This window comes from Brevundimonas sp. NPDC058933 (assembly GCF_049315965.1).
GTDB lineage: Bacteria > Pseudomonadota > Alphaproteobacteria > Caulobacterales > Caulobacteraceae > Brevundimonas.
Genome location: NZ_JBMOSL010000004.1, coordinates 1 through 22,481 on the forward strand (window position 1 = coordinate 1; position 22,481 = coordinate 22,481).

Here is a 22,481-nt window from a genome sequence, read left to right on the forward strand (position 1 = left end):
GCGAGGCGCGGGGCGCTTGCCCCCTCCACCGCCTACGGCGGTCCCCCTCCCCCGCACGCGGGGGAGGATTGCACGATCACTGAGCGCGTTACCCCTTCAGCCAGTCCGCCATCGGCTCGCGCGCGAACATCTGCTCATAGGTCGGACGCGGGCGGATGACCGCGCAGCGCTCGCCGTCGACCAGAACCTCGGCGGCCAGGGGGCGGGTATTGTATTCGCCGCTCATGACGGCCCCATAAGCCCCCGCGCTCATGAAGACCACCAGATCGCCCGCCTCGAACGGCGGCAGGTCGCGGTCGCGGGCGAAGGTGTCGCCGGTCTCGCAGACGGGGCCGACCACGTCGTAGGGGACCATTTCGCCGTCGCGCGGCCGCACGGCCTTCAGGTCGTGAAAGGCGTCGTAGAGGGCGGGGCGCATCAGGTCGTTCATCGCCGCGTCCAGCACCAGGAAGCGCCGCCCGTCGGTGCGCTCATTGACCTGAATGACCCGGCTCAGCAGCACGCCCGCATTGGCGGCCATCAGACGGCCCGGCTCGAAGGCCGCCTCGACGTTCAGGCCGTCCAGCACCCGCGCGGCCATGGCGACATAGTCGGCGGGCGAGGCGGTTTCGGCCTCGCCATAGTAAGGCACGCCCAAGCCGCCGCCGAGGTCCAGCCGGGTGACGCTGTGGCCCTGCGCCCGCAGGGTCTCGGTCATTTCCCGCAGCACGCGGAAGGCGTTTTCCAGCGGGGTCAGGTCTGTGATCTGGCTGCCGATGTGGCAGGCCAGGCCCACGGGGGTGACGTGGGGCGAGGCGGAGGCGCGGGCGTAGAGGGCCAGCGCCTCTTCGACCGGCACGCCGAACTTGTCGCCCGCGCCGCCGGTGGTGATCTTGGCGTGGCCGCCGGCACCGATCTTGGGATTGACGCGGATGGCGATCGCGGGCGAGGCCGACTTAGCCGCCGCCACGGCGATCAAGCGGTCCAGTTCCGCCGAGGACTCGACGTTGATCTGACGCACGCCGACGTCGATGGCGAAGGCCAGCTCGGCGTCGGTCTTGCCCACGCCGGAGAAGATGATGCGCTCACCGGGCACGCCCGCCGCCAGCGCCCGACGGATCTCGCCCTCGGACACGGTGTCGGCGCCGCAGCCCAGTTTCGCCAGCGTCGCCAGCACCGACAGGTTGGAGTTGGCCTTGACCGCAAAGGCGATCAGGGCCTCGCCCAGCGCGCCCTTGTGCGCATCGCAGGCGTCGCGCAGCAGGCTGTAGTGACGGCGCAGCGTGGCCGAGGAATAGACATAGGTCGGGGTGCCGACCTTGGCCGCCAGCGCCTCCAGCGAGACGCCCTCGGCGTGCAGCACGCCGTCCTTCAGGTCGAAATAATGCACGGCGGGGAGTCCGGTCTGGCGAGTGTATGGGCGATCAGCGCGTCGGGGGGCGGCCGAACGGGTCCGAGGCGCCGCTGTCGATCGGGTTCTGGCTGGGCGAGGTGTTGATCGTCGCCGGGTCAGGAAGCGGCTTGGCGTCCCGATCACGGGGCGCACGTTCGGTTTGCGGCGTGGCGCCGGGCGCTTCCAGATCGGCCATGCGGCCGCAGGCCGAGAGCAGAAGGGCGGCGGCGCCCGCGAGGATCAGGGTCTTGTTCACAGGCGGCTTCTCCAGTCGGCGATGCGGGCGCGGACCTGTTCCGGCGCCGTGCCGCCGAAGCTCTGGCGGCTGGCGCAAGAGGCTTCGGGCGTCAGGACATCATACACGGCTTTGGTGATGCCGGGATGCAGGGCCTGCAATTCGTCCAGCGGCAGATCGCCCAGACCGACGCCCAGCGCCTCGGCCCGCTTCACGGCGGCGCCGGTGACGTGGTGCGCCTTGCGGAAGGGCAGGTTCAGTTCGCGCACCAGCCAGTCGGCCAGGTCGGTGGCGGTCGAGAAGCCCGCGCCGGCGGCGGAGGCCATGCGCGGCGTGTTGGGGATGATGGCTGCGACCATGGCGGTCATGGCCGTCAGCGCCAGGTCAAGCGCGTCGAAGGCCTCGAACACCGGCGGCTTGTCCTCCTGCATGTCCTTGGAATAGGCCAGCGGCAGGCCCTTCATCACCGTCGACAGGGCGACCAGCGAGCCCATGATGCGGCCGGTCTTGGCGCGGACCAGTTCGGCGGCGTCGGGGTTGCGCTTCTGCGGCATGATGGACGAGCCGGTGGTCAGGTCGTCGGGCAGGGAGGCGAAGCCGAACATCGGCGTCATCCAGACCACGATCTCCTCGGCCAGACGCGACAGATGGCCCGCCGCGATCGAGGCGGCGGCCAGGCTTTCCAAGGCGAAGTCGCGGTCCGACACGGCGTCGAGGCTGTTGGCCATGGGCCGGTCGAAACCGAGCGCCGCCGCCGTCATGTGGCGGTCGATGGGGAAGGGCGAACCGGCCAGGGCCGCGGCGCCCAGGGGGTTCTCGTTCATGCGGGTGCGGGCGTCGGAGAAGCGGCCGGCGTCGCGACCGAACATCTCGACATAGGCCATCAGGTGGTGGCCGAAGGTCACCGGCTGGGCCGTCTGCAGATGGGTGAAGCCGGGCATCAGGTCGCCGGCGTGCTGTTCGGCCCGGTCCAGCAGGGCGGCCTGCAGCATCTTCAGCTGTGCGACGGAGCGGTCGCAGGCGTCGCGCACCCAGAGGCGGAAGTCGGTCGCCACCTGGTCGTTGCGGCTGCGCGCCGTGTGCAGGCGACCCGACGGTTCGCCGATCAGCTCCGACAGACGGGCCTCGACGTTCATATGGATGTCTTCATAGGCGTCGCGGAAGGGGAAGGACCCGTCCCTGATCTCGCCCTCGATGACGTCCAGTCCGTTCAGGATGGCCTCGGCGTCGGCTGGCTGGATGATGCCCTGCTGGGCCAGCATGCGGCAATGGGCCCGCGACCCGGCCAGGTCCTGCGCCCACAGGCGTTTGTCGACGCCGATGGAGACGTTGATGGCCTGCATGATGTCGGCGGGCTTGGCGCTGAAGCGTCCGCCCCATAGAGACTGACCTTGAGGGGTGTTGGAAGGCGTGTCGGACATGAGCGGCTCTAAACGGACTTTGGCGGGCGTGGCGACGGCGCTGTTGCTGATCGGCGTGATCGGCGGCGGTGGGCTGCTATACGCCAATCGGCCGGGCGGGGGCAAAGTCTCCGCGTCATCCGATCTGGCGATTTACGCCAGGGGTTCGCTGTCGAAGCTGCTGACGCCCGCCCCGACGCCCGCCCCTGACTATGTGTTCAAGGACGCCGAGGGGCGTGACGTCCGCTTCGCCAACTTCAAGGGCAAGGTGGCGGTGGTCAATCTGTGGGCCACCTGGTGCGCGCCGTGCAAGATCGAGATGCCCACGCTGGCGGCCCTGGCCGAGCACTACAAGGGCCGCGACGACTTCGCCGTCGTCACTGTCAGCATGGACGTGGACAAGGCTGTGCCGGAAGCCCGCGCCTTCATCGCAGAGCACCCGCCGCTGACCTACTACGCAGATCCGAAATTCCAGTTGCCGTTCGAGTTTCCGGGCAAGGGGGCCATGCCCCAGACGATCCTGCTGGACCGCCGGGGCCATGTCCGCGCGGTTCTGACCGGCGAGGCCGACTGGGCCAGCGCGGAGGCGAAGGCGCTGGTCGAGGCCCTGCTGGCCGAGAAGTGAGCCTTCTCCCACAAGGGGAGAAGGGCATTACCCCCAGGGGCGGAAGTGCTTCGACAGCTTCAGGCCCTGGCTCTGGTAGTGGCTGCCGCCTTCGCCGTAGAGGCGCGACGGGCGTTCCGTCAGCGGTTCATAGACCAGTCGGGCGACGATCTGTCCGTGTTCCAGCAGGAAGGGGGTGTCATGGGTGCGAACCTCGAGCACGCCTTTCGATCCAGCGCCGTGAGCCTCGTCCGTGCCGAAGCCGGGGTCGAAGAAGCCGGCGTAGTGGACGCGGAACTCGCCGACCGAGGGGTCGATGGGCGTCATCTCGGCGGCCTGATCGACCGGGATCTCAACCGCCTCGCGCGAGGCCAGGATGTAGAACTCGCCCGGGTCCAGCAACAACTCGCCGCGGCGTAGCGTCAGCGGCTCCCAGAAGTCGCGCGGGTCGTGGCCGTCGATGTGGTCCATGTTGACGACCCCGGCGTGGCGACGGCCGCGGAAGCCGACGACGCCCTGATCGCCCGCTTCCAGATCGACGCCGACGCTGCGGGTCTCCAGCTTGGGCGGATCGCCGGCCTTGAGCCGCAGTTGGTTCAGACGGGTGCCGGGCTGGACCAGGATGGAGAAGGTCTGGGGCGCGATCTCGAGATAGAGGGGGCCGTCATAGCCCTCGTCCACGTCGTCGAAGCTGCCGCCCTGATCGGTCAGCAGGCGGACGAAGACGTCCACGCGGCCGGTTGAGCTCTTGGGGTTGGCGCGGGCGTTGAGGCCGTGCGGCAGGGTCAGGCGTTCCTGCAGCCGGGCGATGTAGACGCAGCCCTTTTCCAGCACCACGCCGCCCGACAGGTCGACCGTGTGCATGGCTACGTCGGCGATGCGGTCCTCGACCTTGCGCTGGCCGGGCAGGAAGGAGGCGCGCACGCGCCAGGCCTGGCTCGACAGGCGCAGGTCCAGGCTCGCCGGCTGCACCTGATCATGGTCGAAGGGGGTGTCGGACTTGATCGCGCCGACGGCGATCAGGGTCTCGATGCCCTGGAAGGGCAAAATGCCGGGCTGGGCGGGAATCTCGAAGATGCTCATGCCGTCCTGTCTCACACGGTTTTTTCCATCTGTCTCGCTTCGGAATGCGACATCCGCTGCGCCAGACGGGTTGAACCCCGAGGTCGGCGGAAGGCATATAGCGTATGCACGCCCCTCCTGCCTATACCGCCGAAACCGAAGGCGTCGTCGTCCGTGTCCGCCCCTCCTATCTGGCGGCCCAGTCGGACCCTGATGGCGGACGCTGGGTCTGGGCCTATCAGATCGAGATCGTCAACCTGACCGGATCGCCGGTGCAGTTGGTGGCGCGGCGCTGGACTATCACCGACGCCTACGGCCATGTCGAAGAAGTGCGTGGTCAGGGCGTGGTCGGCGAACAGCCGGTGATCGAAGCCGGCGACAGCTATTCCTACGCCTCGGGCTGCCCTCTGGGCGCGCCCTCGGGCTCGATGGTCGGGGCCTATTACATGACCGACGTGGACGGGCGGATGTTCGAGGCGGCCATCCCGGCCTTTTCGCTGGACGTGCCGGACGCGCGGCGGACGTTGAACTAGGCGGCTTGGCCGCACCACCAAAGTCTGCTCTCAATCCAAATCGGAGTCTGAAGCGGCTGGGGAGCATTCAGGTTGGCGCGTGCTAGACCAATTAAATTCGACGCCATTGTCGATGAGAGGCTGCCGGTTTGGACGGTCCTCAGCCAACTGTTTTTAGATACTGAACTTTCGGCCGACGATGTTCAGCGTATCGCTGAATCTTTGGCCAGGTCGCCCTACGGGGTCGATGAAATTGCAGGCATTCTGAGAAACGAAGTATTGCCTGCCTTCGTCCCAAACTTGCTCTCTGTGGCCGGAGAATGGTGCCCATGGAGCGAAGAAGAGGTTCGGGACATCATGGAGCGTTCATTTCGAACGAGGGTCCGTGCAGGCCTGACCAAGCTGGTGTTTGGACGGTGGATGTTTCCTGAGGATTGGAACCGGATTGCCGCTCTGCTGCGTTGATCGTCGAGTTGCCGGGGGCGCGGCTGCGACCCAATAAAAAACCCTCGCCGCGAGGCGAGGGCGATAGGGCTGCGTCAACCCGGATGAACCGCAGCCCCAGCCTTGTTCCCGTCCAGCGAACCGGACGGGAGAAGGTCAGACACACACGCGCTCAAGCAGCGAGCCGCCGCGCGGCGAGCGATAGCACCCTTAGATATACCGGCGAAGCGAGCGGGCCAGTTCTGTGGCGCCGTCCTTGGACGCGCCGCGGCGGACCTGGGGCTGGTAGGCGACGCGGGCGTGTTCGCCGCAATAGACGTTTTCCGTGGCGCGGCGGCCGCAGAAGCTGAACTCGCGCGACGACGGGTCGCCGATCGGCCATTTGCACATGTGGGCGCCGAGGGTCATGACCGTAGCCGTGCCGGGCAGTTCGGGCATGGGGGCGGGGGTCGAAGGCTGGACGGCCATGACCGGGCGCGGGGCGGCGGCCTCGATGCGGCGCGGCGCCGACGGAGCCTGAACCGGAGCGGCCGGAGCGGCGGGACGTGGGCGGGTTGCGGCGCGGAAGGTGGTGCGGGCTGGTTGCGACGGGGCGGCGCGGCCCGACAGACCCAGGCGGTGCACCTTGCCGATCACGGCGTTGCGGGTCACGCCGCCGCCGAGGGTTTTGGCGATCTGGCTGGCCGACTGGCCTTCCAGCCAGAGCTTCTTCAACGCGCCGACGCGGTCTTCAGTCCAGCTTGCTGCGGTCATGGCCACCCTCCCGGGGATCGGATTCAATATCTTGGGTCGCCGACGAATTTCCCCGCCTCGACCTGCTACTAATCGTAAAGCAGGCCTTAAAACACGCAAGATGTGGCAATTAGGCTGTCCACAGAAACCAGATGTAGTGTGGTTAACGTCCCGTTTTGAATCAGTTTTGCTTCGCCCCGAAGAACCTTGGGCGCCTTGCGAAACCAGCTTTGCGGGCGCATCTGGGCGCCTATGAAGACCGATCTCGCCTCTACTCGCCCCTCCGGCCTGCCCCAGCCGCGTCGGTATGACGGCATCAACTGGGTGGGCCTGCGCACCCTCTACCTGCGCGAGGTGCGGCGTTTCTGGAAGGTGGGCGCCCAGACGGTGGCGGCGCCGGTGGTGACGACCCTGCTCTACATGCTGGTCTTCGTGGTGGCGTTGAAGGGCGCGCGGCCGCCGTTGCACGGCACGCCTTTCGCCGAATTCGTGGCCCCCGGCCTGATCATGATGGCCATTCTTCAGAACGCCTTCGCCAATGCCTCGTCCAGCCTGATCCAGGCCAAGATCATGGGCACGGCGACCGACTTCCTGACCCCGCCGCTCAGTCCGCTGGAGCTGACCATCGGCTTCACCCTGGGCGCGGCGACGCGCGGCGTGGCGGTCGGTCTGGTGACGGCGCTGTGCGTCCTGCCCTTCGCCAGGCTGGGCGTCGCCAATATCGCCCTGATCGTCTGGTTCGGCCTGATCGCCTCCCTGCTGATGGGGATGACGGGCGTGCTGGCCGGTCTGTGGTCCGAGAAGTTCGACCACCTGTCGGCGGTGCAGAACTTCGTGGTCATGCCCATGACCTTCCTGTCGGGCACCTTCTACCTGATCGACAGCCTGCCGGAGCCGTTCGCCAGCATCAGCCGCTTCAACCCCTTCTTCTACCTGATCGACGGCTTCCGGGCCGGCTTCATCGGCCACGCCGAGGGCAATCTGATGATCGGCGTCATCATGAGCGCCGTGCTGACCGTGCTGATGGGCGCGGCCTGCTGGCTGGTGTTCCGCTCGGGCTGGCGTCTGAAGAGCTGAGCCTTTAGGCAAGACGGATCGGCTCCGGGGAGAGGGGCCTTTGGGAGGTCCCTCATGCTGTTCCGTTCCGTCCTCGCCTCGGCCGTCGCCGTCGCCGCCCTTCTGTCCACGCCCGCCGCAGCGCAGGACGCCGAGGCGCTGAAGGCCCAGGTCGGCGCCTATGTTCAGCCGTCCAATAGCGAGCGGATGAACGTCCTCGTGGGCCAACTGCGCGCGGCGGGCTTCACGCCCACCGTCGAGACCTTCGAGGGCGGCGGTCGCGGCGGGCCGATGCAGGGCTCCAACGTCGTCGTCACCATTGGGGATGGCCCCAAGGAAATCCTGCTGACCGCCCACTATGACGCGGTGCGCTTACGCGACGGCGCCATGTCGCAAGGCGTGGTCGACAACGCCGGCTCGGTGGTCGCCCTGATCGAGGCCGCCAAGATCCTGCGCGACCAGCCCCTGACCCACCGTGTCCGCGTCATCTTCTTCGATCAGGAAGAGCTGGGCCTGATCGGCGCCAGGAAGTGGATCGAGGCGCACGGGATCGCCAACGTCGCCGCCGTGGTGAACTCCGACGTCGCCGCCTATGGCGACACCATGATGTACGGCCAGAACAACGGGGCGCAGTCGGCTTTCGTCACCCGCGCGGTGCAGGAACTCTGCGCTGAACGCGCCATGCAGTGCGTTGGCTTTCCCGAGTATCCGCCGTCAGACGACCGCGCCTTCTCGGCGGCGGGCGCGCCGGTGGTGTCGCTGGGCTTCCAGGATCAGGTCGGCGCCCATCAGATGTGGCTGGCCTTCAACGGCGGCAAGGAGAACGGCCTGGCCGAGGGCTTCGTGCCTCAGGTCTTCCGCGTGATCCATTCCAAGGATGACGCCATCGAGGCCGTCGAGGGCGCGACCATCGCCACCGCCGGCGCCGCCTACGCCGCCCTGATCCAGAAGCTGGACGCGCAACTGCGCTGACACGCGGTCGGCATGGTGTTGACTAAGGGCGAATAGCGCCCGACAAGTCGCTCACCCTTTCTGAAGCGGTCCCGTCGCCCCTGTCTTTCTGGATTTGGGCGTCGGGGCCGTCTCGCTTTATGGAGTCTGCCCTGTGTCCGGTCATCTGATGGGTGTCTACAATCGTGCGCCGCTGGAAGTGGAGCGCGGCCAGGGCGTCCGACTGTGGTCGACCGACGGCACGGAATACCTGGACTGCGTCTCGGGCATCTCGACCAACGCGCTCGGCCACGCCCACCCCAGGCTGGTGCAGGCGGTCAAGGATCAGGCCGAGAAGCTTTGGCACGTCTCCAACATCTTCAAGATCCCGGGCCAGGACGCCCTGGCTGACGCCCTGTGCGAAAAGTCGTTCGCCGACGTGGTCTTCTTCACCAACTCGGGCACCGAGGCCGTCGAGTGCGCGCTGAAGACGGCGCGCAAGTTCCACTCGGCCAACGGCCAGCCGGAACGCATCGACATCTACGGCTTCGACGGCTCCTTCCACGGCCGCACCTATGGCGCGATCAACGCCGCCGCCAATCCCAGCTACACCGAGGGCTTCGGGCCTAGGATGGAAGGCTTCCATCAGCTGGTGTGGGGCGACAAGGAGGCCCTGACCGCCGCCTTTGAAAACCCGACAACGGCCGCCGTCATCCTTGAGCCGGTGCAAGGCGAGGGCGGTTGCCGCTCGACGCCGGAAGAAGACCTGCGCTGGATGCGCGACATGGCCGACCAGTACGGCGTCCTGATCATCTTCGACGAGGTCCAGTGCGGCATGGGCCGGACCGGCAAGCTGTGGGCCCACGAATGGGCCGGCATGACGCCGGACATCATGGCCATCGCCAAGGCTCTGGGCGGCGGCTTCCCCATCGGCGCCTGCCTGTCCACGGCCGAAGCGGCCAAGGGCATGACGGTCGGCGCCCACGGCTCGACCTTCGGCGGCAACCCGCTGGCCATGGCGGTCGGTCAGGCCGCCTTCGCCGAGGTGTCGTCGGACGCCGTCATCGCCAACGTCAACGAGATCGCCGGCTATCTGAAGCAGCAGCTTCACGGTCTGGCCGAGCGCTTCCCCGACGTGATCGTCGAGGTGCGCGGCAAGGGTCTGCTGGTCGGGGTCAAGCTGGTCCCCAACAACCGCGACTTCATGGGCTGGGCCCGCGATGAGGCCAGGCTTCTGGTCGCCGGCGGCGGCGACAACCTGGTCCGCATCCTGCCGCCGCTGAACATCACGCTCGAAGAGGCTCGCGAGGCCGTCGAGAAGTTTGAAACCGCCTGCGAGTTCGCCCGGACGAAGCTGTCGGCCTGATCACGCCAGTCTGACTGACGTTCTGACTACGGAGACCTGAGATGGTCCGTCACTTCCTCGACATTCATCGGCTTGACGCCGCTGACCTGCGCGCCATTCTGGACGACGCCCACGCCCGCAAGCAGGCGCGCAAGGGCTGGCCCCAGGGCCGTCCCGACGCTGACGCGCCGGGCAAGGACCGCGTCCTGGCCATGATCTTCGAGAAGAACTCGACGCGCACCCGCTTCAGCTTCGATGCGGCGATCCGCCAACTCGGCGGCTCGGCCATCATCGCCACGGCCTCCGACATGCAGCTGGGGCGTGGCGAGCCGGTCGAGGACACGGCCAAGGTCCTGTCGCGCATGGTCGACGCCGTGATGATCCGCGCCAACAACCACGAGGACGTCGAGCGCTTCGCCCGCGTCTCGACCGTGCCGGTGGTCAACGGCCTGACGGATCGCAGCCACCCGTGCCAGATCCTGGCCGACCTGCTGACGATCGAGGAGCACATGGGCCCGGTCGAGGGCAAGACCATCGCCTGGGTCGGCGACGGCAACAATGTCTGCCACAGCTTCATGCATGCCGCGGCCAAGTTCGGCTTCCGCCTGAACGTCGCTTGCCCGGCGGAATACCACCCCGACCTGCGTGATCTGGAAAAGGGCGGCGCCCGCGTTCACCTGACCAGCGACCCGCGCGAGGCTGTCGCCGGCGCCGACGTGGTCGTCACCGATACCTGGGTGTCGATGGGTGATCAGGACTATGAAGCGCGTCTGGCGGCCTTCGAGCCCTATCAGGTCGACGAGGCCCTGATGGGTCTGGCCAATGCCGACGCCGTCTTCCTCCACTGCCTGCCGGCGCACCGCGGCGAGGAAGTCACCGACGCCGTCATCGACGGTCCGCAGTCGCTGATCTGGGATGAGGCGGAGAACCGCATCCACGCCCAGAAGGCGGTCCTCGCCTGGTGTTTCGCAGGCGACTGAAAGCCGCCTGCTGTTCCTTTTTGGCCCTAACGCGCTTCGCGCTGCTTGAGGGCCGGCGGGTGCTGTTTGTGACTGAGGCAGCGCCCGCTGCTCCGTTCTGACCTACTGCAGGTTGACGTCGGCCACGCCGCCGGCGTCGGGCAGGGTCTTGGTCGCATTGGCCTTGGCGATCTCATAGGCGAACTTGAACAGGCCGCCTTCGCTGACCCACACGCGGCCGTCGTCGGCGTCGAAGCGCAGGATGGTCAGGTTGGGATCATCCTTGCCGCCCGGATACCAGGCGGCGAGCACCGGGTTCCAATGGCGGTCGATGATCGCCCGGTCCTGGCCATGCACCGACAGCGCGCCGTGGACGCAGGCCCAGACCTTCTGGTCCTTGGAGCCATAGCTGAACATGGCGGACTGGCCAGAGGTCGCGACGTCTCGCGCCAGGTCGGTGTCGTTGCGGGTGAAGAACCAGATCGTCCCAGTCTCTTCCTCGCGGAAGGCGGTCATCGGCTGGCTGTGATAGCCGGGTCGGTCCAGGCCCAGCATGCCGGTGTTGCTATGTTTCAGGCTTTTCCAGAATTCGGCTTCAGCCTCGGTCGCGGTCAGGTCCTTGCTCATCCGGCGTCTCCTACAGGTTTGTGAGGCAGGAGAACCCTCGGCCGGCCCCGCCGTTCCGTCAGCCTGTCGGGAAGGTGCGGCCGCCGAGCACCGAGGCCAGGTGGATCAGCAACAGCACCGCCAGCGCCCCGGCCACCAGCATGATGAAGCGCCAGGGCATCATGCGCGGCCCCTTCGACAAGTCCGGCGGGCGCGCTCCGCGCCAGCCGGAAAAGACGGCGACGGCGCTCGCAACGGCCAGAAGAATAAGGGTCAGCGAAGGGCTCATGGCGAGGGCAGTTGGCGTCTAAGGCACCGCTTCGCAAGACGAAAGTCCGCGAGAAGCCGAATCTAAACGCGACGTTAACCATGTCGGCGCGAAAAGCGCGGAATCGCGTCGAAGCGTCACCGGCGATTCTCACGCTCCGGCGCCAGATATTGCGGTTAACGACACGTTTACACGCTTGATGTGGAGCGGTAGCGTCACCCTATGGGTCGGGAGGCGAATCAGTGAGCGCAGCAGCGCCGTGGAGCGTGAAGGGGATCGACCCCAAGGCTCGCGAGATCGCCAAGGACCTTGCGCGCCGTTCGGGCATGACGCTCGGCGAATGGCTGAACTCCATGATCATGGACGACCCGGACGAGGACGAGGGCGTGACGCCCCTGCCGCGCCGCACGCCCATACCCGATCCCTATGACCGCCGCAGCCGCTCGCGACGGCTGGACGACGTCTATGGCGCCGAAGACGAGAATGTTCGCGTCGGCGCCTCGCTTGAAATCATCGCCGGTCGTCTGGAAGCCGCCGAGCGCCGTTCGACGGTCGCCATCCAGGGCATCGACCAGGCCGTGGCCGGTCTGGTCCGCCGGATGGAAGGCCAGGACGAGATCGGCCTGGGCTATGCTCGCCGGATCGACGACATCGCCGACGAACTGCGCGAGGGTCACAAACGCCTTCGTCGCTTCGAGCAGGAAACCGGGCCGAAGACCGAGGAAGGTTTCGCCCGGCTGGACGCCGCGCTCGGCGCCGTCTCCAGCCGCCTGTTCGATCTGGACGAGCGTCAGCGCAACACCATCGGTGAATTGCGCCAGCGGATGGACGCGGTCGAGAAGGCCGCCGGCCCTGGCCCGGGTTCGGACGTTCTGTCCCAGGTGGGCGCGCGCCTGGACGAGGCCCAGGATCGCACGTCCGAGGCCCTCAAGGGGCTTGAGCGGTCGTTCGCGGCCCTGGATCAGCGCCTGCGTGATGCGGAGAGCCGGATCGAGCCAGAACACGCGCGCGAGGCCGCCCGTTTCGAGAAGCTCGCCGAGACCTTGAGCCGCCAGGTCGAGGGCAGCCGCGTCGAAATGCTGCGCCGCCTCGACGTGGCGGAGACGGAAAGCCGCGTGGACCGGATCGAGCGGGCGCTTGCCGCCGTCGGTGATCAGACCCGCGCCGCCGAGCAGCGCTCTGCCGATGCGGTTGAGGCCATGGGGCGCGAGGTCCTGCGTATCGCCCAGAACCTGAACGTGCGGGTCGAGAAGGTCGAGAGCGGCGGCGACGGCGACCGCGCCGAGGCCCAGGTCGCCGCTCTGGGGCGCGAACTGAACGAAAAGCTGGATCGCGACATGGGCCGCTACGCCCAGGCCATGGATCAGCGGCTGACCCGGTCCGACGATCAGCACGCTCTGGCGCTGGAACGCCTGGGCGGCGAGATCACCCGTATTTCGGATCGCCTCAGCGAACGGATCGCCCAGTCGGAGCGTCGCTCGGCTCAGGCCCTCGACGACATCGGCCGCCGTCTGTCGGAAAACGCCGACAAGATCGAACAGCGTCATGACCGCGCCTCGGGAGAACTGGGCGAGCGGATGCGCCAGAGCGAGGAGCGCACCGCGCGTCTTCTGGCCGAGGCGCGCGAAAGCATCGAGCAGCGCGGAGGCCGCAGCGGCCGTCGCGAGACCCCGCTGGAAAGCCCCGAGCCCACGCCCTGGAGCCCGGCTGAAAGCCCCAGCGGCGACTGGCGGGCGGCGGCCTTCGCTGATCCGACGACCGACATCTGGTCCGAGGATACGCTGGGCGGGGTGCTGGACGCCGCGCCCTTCCCGACCCCGACGGTCCGCGATCCGGAGCCGGTCTTCGCCGATCCGCTGGATGCTGAATTGAACGCCTCGGGCGCCGAGATCGGCACGCCGGCGGCCCTGTTCGGATCTGCGCCGGAGCGGGCGCGATCTGGCGGGACGTCGACGGGGTTGAACGACGAAGTCGAGCCGGCCGACCTCGACCCGGCGACCTCGGACGCCGCGCTCGCTGATTTCGGCGGCGCCGACGTCAGCGACATTCTGGCAGAACCCGATCCGGTCGCTTTCGGCGGTCTGCCGCCTCTGGTGGAGGGGCCGGAAGGCGAGGACGACGGCTTTTCCGCCGAGATGGATTTTGTCGATCCGCGCGCCCTGCAGGCGGGAGCCGCCGCCGGGCGGGCGTCGACCCGTGACACTCTGGATGCGGCGCGCGCCGCCATGGCGGATGTCGACGAGCCCCCGCGCAAGGGTTTCGGTCTGAAGCGCGGCGGCAAGTCCAGGCTGCAGGAGCGCCTCGACAAGCAGGCGTCGCGTGAGGGCTCGACGACCCGCAAGGCGCTGGGGGCCTCGGCCGTCGCCGTTCTGGTCGTTGGCGGCGGTTATGCGTCTCTGCAACTCGCCGAAGGTTCGGGGCTGACCCTGCCGGGCGTCGCGATGCTGACCAGCACATCGAGCGCAGGCGCTCCGGACATGCCGATCGCCGCCGTGGCGCTCGCAGCCACGCCCACCGAGGCGGTGCCGTCGCCGGACGTGGCGGCCACCGAGGGCGCGACCCTGTTCGCCCGTGCGGTGCAGTTGATCGACAACGGCGACGACAGCGGGCTGGAGCCTTTGAAACGCGCAGCCAGCCTGGGCTATGGCCCGGCGCAGATGCGATTGGCCGGCCTCTATCAGGAAGGCGCCGCCGGTCTGACGCCCGATCCGGTCGAGGCGCGCACCTGGGCGCGACGTGCAGCCGAGGGCGGCGAGGCCCGGGCCATGCATTACTACGCCATGCAGCTCTATGACGGGGAGGGCGGAGCGCGGAACAGGGTCGAGGCCCTGACCTGGCTCAAGAAGGCCGCCGAGGCCGGCCGCGTCGACAGTCAGTACAATGTCGCCCGCCTGTACGAGAAGGGCGACGAGGGCGTGTCGCCCAATGCGACCGAAGCCTTCAAATGGTACATGATCGCGGCCCGGCGCGGCGACCAGCAGGCGCTGGCGGCGGTGCAGCGGCTGACGCCGGTGACCTCGGCCGAGACGCGCCGCGTGGCGCGCGAGGCTGCGGACGCCTTTACCGTCGATCCCGTCGCCTAGCGAAGCGGGGCCAAGGAGCGGTAGGGGTGGCGGTTCGTCGCGGCCCTCGCTAAGACCAGAAGCCTAGTCGCCTTACCGGCGCTGTTCTGCGTTCCCTTCCAGCCGAAGGCGCGTGCCGTGGATATTTACCTGCCGATCGCCGAGGTTTCGGTGAACTGGCCGCTCCTGGTGATGCTGGGCGCGCTGGTCGGCTTTGTCTCGGGCCTGTTCGGCATCGGCGGCGGCTTCCTTATGGCGCCCGTCCTGGTCTTCATGGGCATTCCCCCGACCGTGGCCGTCGCCAGCCAGGCCAGCCACGTCGTCGCCTCCTCGACCTCGGGCGTGATCCGCTATTCCGGCATGAAGGCGGTCGATTACCGCATCGGCGGCATCATGGCCGTAGGCGGGGCGCTGGGCGCGCTGGCCGGGGTCGAACTGTTCCGCTACCTGCGCCTGCTGGGTCAGGCTGATCTGGTCGTGGCCCTGTCCTACCTGGTCTTCCTCGGCTCGATCGGCAGCATGATGCTGTACGAAAGCCTGACCCAGATCCTGCATCGGGTCCGGGGCGAGACCCCGCCGCGCAAGGAACGCCGTCGTCCCATGTGGCTGTACGGCCTGCCGTTCCGGATGCGCTTCCCGCGCTCGGGCCTCTACATCAGCGCCATTCCGCCCTTTGGCCTGGGCGTCTTCGCCGGCATCCTGTCGGCCATCATGGGGGTGGGCGGCGGCTTCATCCTGGTCCCGGCCATGCTCTATGTGCTGCGGATGCGGGCCAGCGTCGTGGTCGGCACCAGTCTGTTCCAGATCATCATCACCACGGCCATCACCACCATCCTGCAGGCCGGGCGCAACCAGACCGTGGACATCGTCCTGTCGACCATCCTGCTGCTGGGCGGGGTGATCGGGGCTCAGTTCGGCGCCAGACTTTCGGGGCGCTTCCGCGCCGAGGAGATGCGGGCGGCGCTCGGCCTGATCGTCCTGCTGGTCGGCATCCAGATGGGGCTCGAACTGTTCGTGCGGCCCAGCGACCTCTTCCTGCTGGCGCCGGGGGTGGGGGACTGATGTTCCAGGTCCTGCCGCCCGAACCCGCGCCCGCCGCAGTCGAGCGCTCGGTCGCCACCGAGGGCGAGGTGCGCGTCGCCGCCGCCCTGACCGACGCCCAGGTCAAGGTCGATTCCAGCTTCCGCGGGGCCTCCATCGTCCTTTACGGGGCGGTGTTCAATCCGAGCGACGTCCCCGCCGACGTGGTGGTGGTGGTGCGCGGTCCGGACGCCCCGGTGCGTCTGGTCAAGAAGACCCGCAACATGGGCGTCTGGCTCAACAGCCGCCCGGTCCTGTTCGAGGGCGCGCCCGGTTTCTACATGACCGCCTCGACCCGGCCCCTGTCGGACGTGGCGGACTTCGGTCAGCTGCGTCGGCTGGGCGTCGGCGTCGATCACCTGCGCATCGACGCCCCCGAAGAAAGCCGCACCGTCACCCGCTATGGCGTGCGCGACGTGGTGGTCAGCCGGCTGGGCGAGAACTACCTGGACTGGCGCCGCGCCGTGATCCGGCTGAAGGAGGCGGCGGCGCTCTACAACACCGATCCTGACGGGGTGCAGTTCGTCGACAAGGGCCTGTTCCGCGCCGAGGTCGAGCTGCCGACCGTGGCGCCCACCGGCAAATACTACGCCGAGGTCTGGCTGTTTCAGGAGGGGGCGCCGGTCTCGGTGTCCAACCTGACCCTGACGGTCGAGAAGGTGGGGCTGGAGCGTGATATCTATGAGCTCGCCCACCGACGGCCCTGGTCCTACGGCGTGCTGTGCGTGATCCTCGCGGCGCTGACCGGCTATGCCGCGTCGCGGGTGTTCAGAAGCCGGTAGGACATTTAGGGCGCTATCGCTCGCCGCGCGGCGGCTTGCTGCTTGAGCGTGGTCCTTGCCTGCCGTCATCCCGGCCGCAGCGTAGCGAAGAGCCGGGATCCAGGCGGGGGCTATCTGGGCGACGTCTCAGGCGCTTCCAACGCCTGGGTCCCGGATAAACGCTGCGCGCTTTCCGGGAAGACGGCAGGTAGCGAGCGTAGCGCCCAAAGAAAAAGGGCGGCTCCTGCGAGCCGCCCTTTTCCGTTCAACATTGGAAGCCGATCAGGCCGCCTTCTTCTCCGGGGCGAAGCGGCCGTAGAAGGTCTCGCCCTTGGCGGCCATCTCGCGCAGCAGTTCGGGGACCTTGAAGCGGTCGCCGTAGGTTGCGGCCAGACGGTCCGCGGTCTCGACGAAGGCCTTGAGGCCGGTCTGGTCGATCAGGGTGATCGGGCCGCCCGACCAGGGGGCGAAGCCCCAGCCCAGGATGGCGCCCAGGTCGGCTTCACGCGGGTCGTCGATGACGCCCTCGGCCCAGCAGCGGGCGACCTCGACCGCCTGACGATAGAGCAGGCGCGTCTTGAGTTCGTCGACCAGTTCCGGGGTGGAGTCGTCGTACTTGACCGGGGCCAGTTCCGAAAGGCCCGCCCACAGGGTCTTGGGCTTGCTGTCGTAGTCGTAGAAGCCCTTGCCGTTCTTGCGGCCGTAACGACCGCCCTCGACCATCCTGGCGACGATGTCGGCGCCCTCGGACGGGACATAGGCGTCGCCCAGGTCGATCGCCGTCTGCTTGGCGATCTTGTAGGACAGGTCCAGGGCGACGTCGTCGTGCATTTCCAGCGGCCCGCGCGGCATGCCGGTCATGCGGCCGACGTTGTCGATCAGTGCCGGAGCATAGCCCTCCTCGAGCATGGCCATGCCTTCCATCAGGAAGGTGGAGAAGCAGCGCGAGGTGTAGAAGCCGCGGCTGTCGTTGACGACGATCGGGGTCTTCTTGATCTTCAGCACATAGTCGATGGCCTTGGCGATGGCGGCGGGGCCGGTCTTCTCGCCGAGGATGATCTCGACCAGCATCATCTTGTCGACGGGCGAGAAGAAGTGGATGCCGATGAAGTCCTCGGGACGGACCGAGGCCTCGGCCAGGCCGGTGATCGGCAGGGTCGAGGTGTTGGAGCCGAAGACGGCGCCTTCGGCCAGCTGGGCCTCGGCGCGCCTGGTCACGTCGGCCTTGATCTCGCGGTTTTCGAACACGGCCTCAATGACCAGGTCCGAACCCTTGATGTGATCATAGTCGGTGGTGGCGGTGACCAGGGCCAGGGTGGCGTCGAACTTCTCCTGGGTCATCTGGCCGCGCGACAGACGCTTCTTCAGCAGTTCCTCGACGTGGGCCTTGCCCTTGTCGGCGGCTTCCTGGGTCTGGTCGATCAGGACGGTCTCGATGCCGGCCATGACCTGCACATAGGCCACGCCCGCGCCCATCATGCCGGCGCCCAGAACGGCGACCTTCTTGGCGTCGGACTTGGGCACGCCCGCCGGACGCACGGCGCCCTTGTCCAGTTCCTGCTTGGACAGGAAGAGGCTGCGGATCATGGCCTGGGCCTGCGGCGTCATCAGGGTCTTGATGAAGTAGCGGGTCTCGATGCGCAGGGCCGCGTCCATCGGCACCTGAACGCCCTCATAGACGGCCTTCATCAGGTTGGTGGCGGCCGGATAGTTGCCGTAGGTCTGCTTGCGGATCATGGCGTTGCCGACCAGGAAGTTCTGGATGCCGGCCGGGTGGTAGGGGCCGCCGCCGGGCAGCTTGAAGCCCTTGTCGTCCCACGGCTGGACGGCCTTGCCGCCGTTCTTGATCCAGGTCTTGGCGGCCTCGACCGACTCACCCTTTTCGACGATCTCGTGGACGATGCCCGCGCCTTTGGCGTCGTTGGGACGGAAGGACTTGCCCTCGGTCATGGCCATCATGGCGGGCTGAACGCCGATCAGGCGCGTCAGGCGCTGGGTGCCGCCGCCGCCGGGGAAGAGGCCGACCTTGATCTCGGGCAGGCCCAGCTGGATCCTGTTGTCGTTCTCGACCACGCGATAGTGGCAAGCGAGGGTGAGTTCGAGCCCGCCGCCCAGCGCCAGGCCGTTGATGGCCGCAGCCACCGGCTTGCCGCAGGTTTCCAGCGCGCGCAGGGCGCCGTTCATCTTCCAGCCGGCGTCATAGGCGTCTTGCAGATTGGCGCCGCCGATCATGCCGCCGGCGATGTCGCCCAGGTCGGCGCCGGCGCAGAAGCCCGACGTCTTGCCCGAGGTGATGACCGCGCCCTTGACGGCGTCGTCGGTCTTGATGCGTTCCACCAGCTGCGGAATCTCGGCCATGACGGACGCGGTCAGGGTGTTCATCGAACGTCCGGGGACGTCGAAAGTGATCAGGGCGATACCGTCGGCATCGACGTCGATCTTGAAGTTTTCCATGGTCAGTCGCTCCCGATCAGACGCGTTCGATGACGGTGGCGGTGCCCATGCCGCCGCCGATGCACAGGGTGATGAGGGCGGTTTCCTTGTCGGACCGCTCCAGCTCGTCCAGCACCACGCCGGTGATCATGGCCCCGGTGGCGCCCAGGGGGTGGCCCATGGCGATGGCGCCGCCGCAGACGTTGATCTTGTCGTGCGGGATGTCGAGCGCCTGCATGAAGCGCAGGACGACGGCGGCGAAGGCCTCGTTCAGCTCATAGAGGTCGATGTCGGCGGATGTCATGCCCAGACGACCCAGCAGCTTGTTGGTCACGAACTCCGGGCCGGTCAGCATGATCGACGGCTCCGAGCCGATCGAGGCGGCGCCGCGGATCTTGGCGCGGGGTTTCAGGCCCAGGGCCTTGCCGGCTTCCAGCGAGCCGATCAGGACGCCCGCTGAACCGTCGACGATGCCGGACGAGTTGCCGGGCGTGTGGACGTGGTTGACACGCTCGACCTCAGGGTAGCGCTGGTTGATGACGCTGTCGAAGGCCATTTCGCCCATCATGGCGAAGGAGGGGTTCAGGGCGCCGAGCGTCTGCATGTCCGTGGTCGGGCGGATGGTTTCGTCGCGGTCCAGGCGGACCAGACCCAGCTGGTCCAGAACCGGGATGACCGACTTGCTGAAGCGGCCCTCGGCCCAGGACTGGGCCGAACGCTTGTGGCTTTCGACCGAATAGGCGTCCACGTCGGCGCGGCTGAAGCCCCACTTGGTGGCGATCATGTCGGCGGAGACGCCCTGGGGCACGAAATAGGTGGGGAAGGCGCTGGACGGATCGACCGGCCAGGCGCCGCCGTCCGAGCCCATCGGCACGCGGCTCATGGCCTCGACGCCGCCGCCGACGGCGAAGTCGGCCTCGCCGGACTTCACTTTCGCAGCGGCCATGTTCACGGCTTCCAGACCCGAGGCGCAGAAGCGGTTGATCTGGACGCCCGCCGTGGTCTGGGCCCAGCCGGCGTTCAGCACGGCGGTGCGGGCGATGTCGGCGCCCTGCTCGCCCACCGGCGAGACGCAGCCGAGGATGACGTCGTCCACCTTGGAGGTGTCCAGATCGTTGCGATCACGCAGGGCCTGCAGCACCTGGCTGGCCAGCGACAGGGCGGTGATCTCGTGCAGCGAGCCGTCCTTCTTGCCCTTGCCGCGCGGGGTGCGCACGGCGTCGTAGATGTAGGCGTCGGCCATGAAAGATCTCTCTCTTTGGGGTCCCTACCGCTCGGCGCGCGGCGCCTCGCTGCTTGAGGGACCGGCGCGGTATCGGGACGGGTCCGGAATTGAAACTCGGTGCGTAAAAACCCTACGTTTACGTCAACGTCAAGTAACAACCGGCGTGAGGCCTTTCCGCGAACGTCTCTCAGCTAGCTTGGCCTTTGGAACGACGGCGTGGGGCTCGTCTTTCTTGGAGAACCAACAACCGGGAGAGCCGCCGTGACCCAGACCTATGAAGAGATGGACGCCGTCGCCATGCTGAAGGCCGACCACCGCAAGGTGGAGGAGATCTTCGCCAGTTTCGAGAAGGCGCGCGGCAAGGACCGCAAGAAGGCGCTGGCCGAACAGGCCTGTCTGGAACTGAAGGTCCACACCATTATCGAGGAAGAGATCTTCTATCCGGCCTGCCGCGGCCAGATCGAGGAGGGCCTGCTGAACGAGGCCTATGTCGAGCATGACGCGGCCAAGGTGCTGATCAACGACATCGAGGCGGGCGGCCCGGACGAGGCCTTCTACGACGCCAAGGTCAAGGTCCTGTCCGAGATGATCGAGCACCACGTCAAGGAAGAGGAGATGCGCTCCGAGGGCATGTTCGCTCAGGCGCGGGCGGCGGGTCTGGACATGGACGTCCTGGCCGACAGGATGCGCGAGCGCAAGAAGAGCGCGACGGCTCAACTGAAGGGCCACCCGGAAATCCTGGCCGAAACCCACACCTTCCACGGCGAGGACAACGCGTTCGCACTGGCAGACGAGCCGATGACGCGCGACGGCGATGAGCCGGCTGCGGCGGTGGAGATGCGGGAGGCGCGCTGACCTCCCGCATATTTAGGGCCTACTGAGAGACGGCGAGCCTGACCAGCTTGCCGTCTTCTTCGTCAGTAATGACCCAGACCGCGCCGTCGGCCGCGACGGCCACGTCGCGGATGCGCTCGTTCAGACCGGTCAGCAGCCGCTCTTCACCGACGACGCGGTTGTTCTCCAGAACCAGTCGGGCCAGATGCTTGCCGCCCAGTCCGGTGACCAGCAGGTTGCCGTTCCAGCCAGGGAACATGGCGCCGCTGTAGAAGGTCATGCCGCCCGGCGCGATGACCGGGTCCCAGTAATAGACCGGCTGCTCGGTGCCGTCCTTGGCCGTCACGGCGGGGATGGGCTGGCCGTTGTATTCGATGCCATAGGCGACGCCGGGCCAGCCGTAGTTCTTGCCGGCCTGATCCAGGTTGATCTCGTCGCCGCCGCGCGTGCCGTGCTCGACGGTCCAGATCGCGCCCGTGCCGGGCTGGACGGCGATGCCCTGCATGTTGCGGTGGCCCAGGGACCAGATTTCGGGTTTCGCGCCCGCCTGGCCGACGAAGGGATTGTCGGCGGGGACGCTGCCGTCGGCGTTAATGCGGATGGTCTTGCCCATGTGCGAGCCCAGGTCCTGGGCCTGAGGCCGCATCGGCTTGTCGGACCGCTCGCCCAGGGTGATGAACAGCTTGCCGTCCGGCGCGAAGGCCAGCGACGACCCGAAATGCTTGTCGCCGTCATAGACGGGCAGGGCGCGGAAGATGACCTGGACGTTTTCGACCCTGGTCAGGTCGTCCGACAGACGGCCGCGTGCGACCGAGGTGGCGTTGCCGCCTTCCCGAGGCTCGGCATAGCTCCAGTAGATCATCCGGTCCTGAGCGAAGCTCGGCCCGACGATCACGTCCAGCAGGCCGCCCTGGCCGCGCGCTGAGACGGCGGGCAGGCCCGCGATCGGGGCGCCGATCTGACCCTGGGCCGAGACGACCCGCATCCGGCCGGGCTTTTCGGTCACCAGCCACTGGCCGTCCGGCAATGCGGCAAGGCCCCAGGGGTGGACCAGGCCTGCGGCTATGGTCTGGTTGCGAAGCGTTCCCGCCGTCTGGACGCCGGGCGCGCGGGTCTGCCCCTCGAAGGCCGGTTTCTGGTCCGGGTTGTTCGCCGGGCGGGTTTCGACCGGAGCGCCTGTAGCGGCGGGCGTGTTCTGCGCTCCGTCCTCGCCATTGGCGCCGCAGGCGGCGGCGAGAACGAGGAGCGAGGCGGAAGCGGCGAGGACGATCGGACGCATGGGGCTCTCCTGACAGCGAATTGTTGCAATCCACAATGAAGCCTTGCCGTTCCCGGCGCGAGCCGAAACCGCCCGCGACCGATCGTCCCGCGCGATTTCCCTGCTTATGCGGCTTGAACCCGGCGAAAGGCGGCGATATACGCACGCCTCTCGCGCTGCCCGGTCGTCACGACCTCGCGCGGGATCCCGTAAGGGGTTGGGTAGCTCAGATGGTTAGAGCGGTGGATTCATAACCCACAGGTCGGCGGTTCGATCCCGCCTCCAACCACCACGGATTTTCCA

General features: G+C 67.6%; 21 protein-coding genes and 1 tRNA gene. 12 read left to right on the forward strand and 10 right to left on the reverse strand.

Annotation, left to right across the window (positions count from 1 at the left end):
- Positions 1 to 88: 88 nt before the first annotated feature.
- The 3 genes from lysA to argH are packed head-to-tail and all read right to left on the reverse strand — an operon-like array spanning position 89 to position 3,028.
- Positions 89 to 1,369, reverse strand: a complete 1,281-nt coding sequence (gene lysA / locus ACOZBP_RS09645; protein ID WP_422676217.1) for a diaminopimelate decarboxylase — start codon at positions 1,367 to 1,369, stop codon at positions 89 to 91.
- 34 nt (positions 1,370 to 1,403) lie between these two features.
- Positions 1,404 to 1,628 (reverse strand): hypothetical protein, encoded by a 225-nt coding sequence (locus ACOZBP_RS09650; protein WP_422676218.1) that lies wholly within the window; start codon positions 1,626 to 1,628, stop codon positions 1,404 to 1,406.
- Positions 1,625 to 3,028: an argininosuccinate lyase gene (argH, locus tag ACOZBP_RS09655; protein WP_422676219.1), complete on the reverse strand. Its 1,404-nt coding sequence runs from the start codon at positions 3,026 to 3,028 to the stop codon at positions 1,625 to 1,627. The genes ACOZBP_RS09650 and argH overlap by 4 nt, the downstream gene beginning before the upstream one ends.
- Between argH and ACOZBP_RS09660 the strand changes: the two genes are divergently transcribed.
- Positions 3,027 to 3,632, forward strand: a complete 606-nt coding sequence (locus ACOZBP_RS09660; protein ID WP_422676220.1) for a TlpA family protein disulfide reductase — start codon at positions 3,027 to 3,029, stop codon at positions 3,630 to 3,632. The two genes, argH and ACOZBP_RS09660, sit on opposite strands and share 2 nt — an antisense overlap.
- Positions 3,633 to 3,659: 27 nt before the next feature.
- Here ACOZBP_RS09660 and ACOZBP_RS09665 read toward each other — a convergent pair whose 3' ends face one another.
- The gene (locus tag ACOZBP_RS09665; RefSeq protein WP_422676221.1) at positions 3,660 to 4,694 is read right to left on the reverse strand and encodes a 2'-deoxycytidine 5'-triphosphate deaminase; all 1,035 of its coding nucleotides are present in this window, start codon (positions 4,692 to 4,694) and stop codon (positions 3,660 to 3,662) included.
- 104 nt (positions 4,695 to 4,798) lie between these two features.
- Here ACOZBP_RS09665 and apaG point away from each other — a divergent pair, with 104 nt between their 5' ends.
- Together apaG and ACOZBP_RS09675 are read left to right on the forward strand one after the other, a co-directional pair.
- On the forward strand, positions 4,799 to 5,206 hold the full coding sequence (apaG, locus tag ACOZBP_RS09670) for a Co2+/Mg2+ efflux protein ApaG (RefSeq protein WP_422676222.1): 408 nt from the start codon (positions 4,799 to 4,801) through the stop codon (positions 5,204 to 5,206).
- A gap of 72 nt (positions 5,207 to 5,278) precedes the next feature.
- Positions 5,279 to 5,650: a DUF7079 family protein gene (locus tag ACOZBP_RS09675; RefSeq protein WP_422676223.1), complete on the forward strand. Its 372-nt coding sequence runs from the start codon at positions 5,279 to 5,281 to the stop codon at positions 5,648 to 5,650.
- Between the two features lie 189 nt (positions 5,651 to 5,839).
- Here ACOZBP_RS09675 and ACOZBP_RS09680 read toward each other — a convergent pair whose 3' ends face one another.
- Positions 5,840 to 6,382, reverse strand: coding sequence for a GcrA family cell cycle regulator (locus ACOZBP_RS09680; protein ID WP_422676224.1), 543 nt, complete (start codon positions 6,380 to 6,382; stop codon positions 5,840 to 5,842).
- Positions 6,383 to 6,613: 231 nt separating this feature from the next.
- Between ACOZBP_RS09680 and ACOZBP_RS09685 the strand changes: the two genes are divergently transcribed.
- From ACOZBP_RS09685 to argF, 4 genes are all read left to right on the forward strand, one after another.
- The gene (locus ACOZBP_RS09685) at positions 6,614 to 7,438 is read left to right on the forward strand and encodes an ABC transporter permease (protein WP_422676225.1); all 825 of its coding nucleotides are present in this window, start codon (positions 6,614 to 6,616) and stop codon (positions 7,436 to 7,438) included.
- Positions 7,439 to 7,492: 54 nt separating this feature from the next.
- Positions 7,493 to 8,389, forward strand: coding sequence for a M20/M25/M40 family metallo-hydrolase (locus ACOZBP_RS09690; RefSeq protein WP_422676226.1), 897 nt, complete (start codon positions 7,493 to 7,495; stop codon positions 8,387 to 8,389).
- Between the two features lie 148 nt (positions 8,390 to 8,537).
- Entirely contained in the window at positions 8,538 to 9,713 is a 1,176-nt protein-coding gene (locus tag ACOZBP_RS09695; RefSeq protein WP_422676434.1) for an aspartate aminotransferase family protein, read from the forward strand.
- 41 nt (positions 9,714 to 9,754) lie between these two features.
- Positions 9,755 to 10,672, forward strand: coding sequence for an ornithine carbamoyltransferase (argF, locus tag ACOZBP_RS09700; protein WP_422676227.1), 918 nt, complete (start codon positions 9,755 to 9,757; stop codon positions 10,670 to 10,672).
- Positions 10,673 to 10,774: 102 nt separating this feature from the next.
- Here the strand turns inward: argF and ACOZBP_RS09705 are convergent, their stop codons facing one another.
- Together ACOZBP_RS09705 and ACOZBP_RS09710 are read right to left on the reverse strand one after the other, a co-directional pair.
- Complete coding sequence (locus tag ACOZBP_RS09705; RefSeq protein WP_422676228.1) at positions 10,775 to 11,278, reverse strand: pyridoxamine 5'-phosphate oxidase family protein; 504 nt, start codon at positions 11,276 to 11,278, stop codon at positions 10,775 to 10,777.
- 58 nt (positions 11,279 to 11,336) lie between these two features.
- Positions 11,337 to 11,546: a hypothetical protein gene (locus ACOZBP_RS09710; protein WP_422676229.1), complete on the reverse strand. Its 210-nt coding sequence runs from the start codon at positions 11,544 to 11,546 to the stop codon at positions 11,337 to 11,339.
- 221 nt (positions 11,547 to 11,767) lie between these two features.
- Here ACOZBP_RS09710 and ACOZBP_RS09715 point away from each other — a divergent pair, with 221 nt between their 5' ends.
- The 3 genes from ACOZBP_RS09715 (at position 11,768) to ACOZBP_RS09725 (ending at position 16,449) form a co-directional block, all read left to right on the forward strand.
- Positions 11,768 to 14,608 carry a hypothetical protein gene (locus tag ACOZBP_RS09715; RefSeq protein ID WP_422676230.1) on the forward strand — a complete coding sequence of 947 codons (2,841 nt, stop codon included), beginning with the start codon at positions 11,768 to 11,770 and terminating at the stop codon, positions 14,606 to 14,608.
- A gap of 117 nt (positions 14,609 to 14,725) precedes the next feature.
- Positions 14,726 to 15,649 carry a sulfite exporter TauE/SafE family protein gene (locus ACOZBP_RS09720; protein WP_422676231.1) on the forward strand — a complete coding sequence of 308 codons (924 nt, stop codon included), beginning with the start codon at positions 14,726 to 14,728 and terminating at the stop codon, positions 15,647 to 15,649.
- Positions 15,649 to 16,449 (forward strand): TIGR02186 family protein, encoded by an 801-nt coding sequence (locus ACOZBP_RS09725; RefSeq protein WP_422676232.1) that lies wholly within the window; start codon positions 15,649 to 15,651, stop codon positions 16,447 to 16,449. The genes ACOZBP_RS09720 and ACOZBP_RS09725 overlap by 1 nt, the downstream gene beginning before the upstream one ends.
- A 261-nt stretch (positions 16,450 to 16,710) precedes the next feature.
- On the opposite strand, the gene ACOZBP_RS09730 is transcribed toward ACOZBP_RS09725, so the two are convergent.
- Both ACOZBP_RS09730 and ACOZBP_RS09735 read right to left on the reverse strand, forming a co-directional pair.
- Positions 16,711 to 18,882, reverse strand: coding sequence for a 3-hydroxyacyl-CoA dehydrogenase NAD-binding domain-containing protein (locus ACOZBP_RS09730; RefSeq protein ID WP_422676233.1), 2,172 nt, complete (start codon positions 18,880 to 18,882; stop codon positions 16,711 to 16,713).
- Between the two features lie 16 nt (positions 18,883 to 18,898).
- Positions 18,899 to 20,104, reverse strand: a complete 1,206-nt coding sequence (locus tag ACOZBP_RS09735) for an acetyl-CoA C-acetyltransferase (RefSeq protein WP_422676234.1) — start codon at positions 20,102 to 20,104, stop codon at positions 18,899 to 18,901.
- A gap of 243 nt (positions 20,105 to 20,347) precedes the next feature.
- Here ACOZBP_RS09735 and ACOZBP_RS09740 point away from each other — a divergent pair, with 243 nt between their 5' ends.
- The gene (locus tag ACOZBP_RS09740; RefSeq protein ID WP_422676235.1) at positions 20,348 to 20,941 is read left to right on the forward strand and encodes a hemerythrin domain-containing protein; all 594 of its coding nucleotides are present in this window, start codon (positions 20,348 to 20,350) and stop codon (positions 20,939 to 20,941) included.
- Positions 20,942 to 20,960: 19 nt separating this feature from the next.
- On the opposite strand, the gene ACOZBP_RS09745 is transcribed toward ACOZBP_RS09740, so the two are convergent.
- A complete protein-coding gene (locus ACOZBP_RS09745) occupies positions 20,961 to 22,199 on the reverse strand; it encodes a PQQ-dependent sugar dehydrogenase (protein ID WP_422676236.1) in 1,239 nt (412 codons plus the stop codon).
- A gap of 194 nt (positions 22,200 to 22,393) precedes the next feature.
- Between ACOZBP_RS09745 and ACOZBP_RS09750 the strand changes: the two genes are divergently transcribed.
- Positions 22,394 to 22,470 (forward strand) — tRNA-Met (locus ACOZBP_RS09750).
- Positions 22,471 to 22,481: the final 11 nt, after the last annotated feature.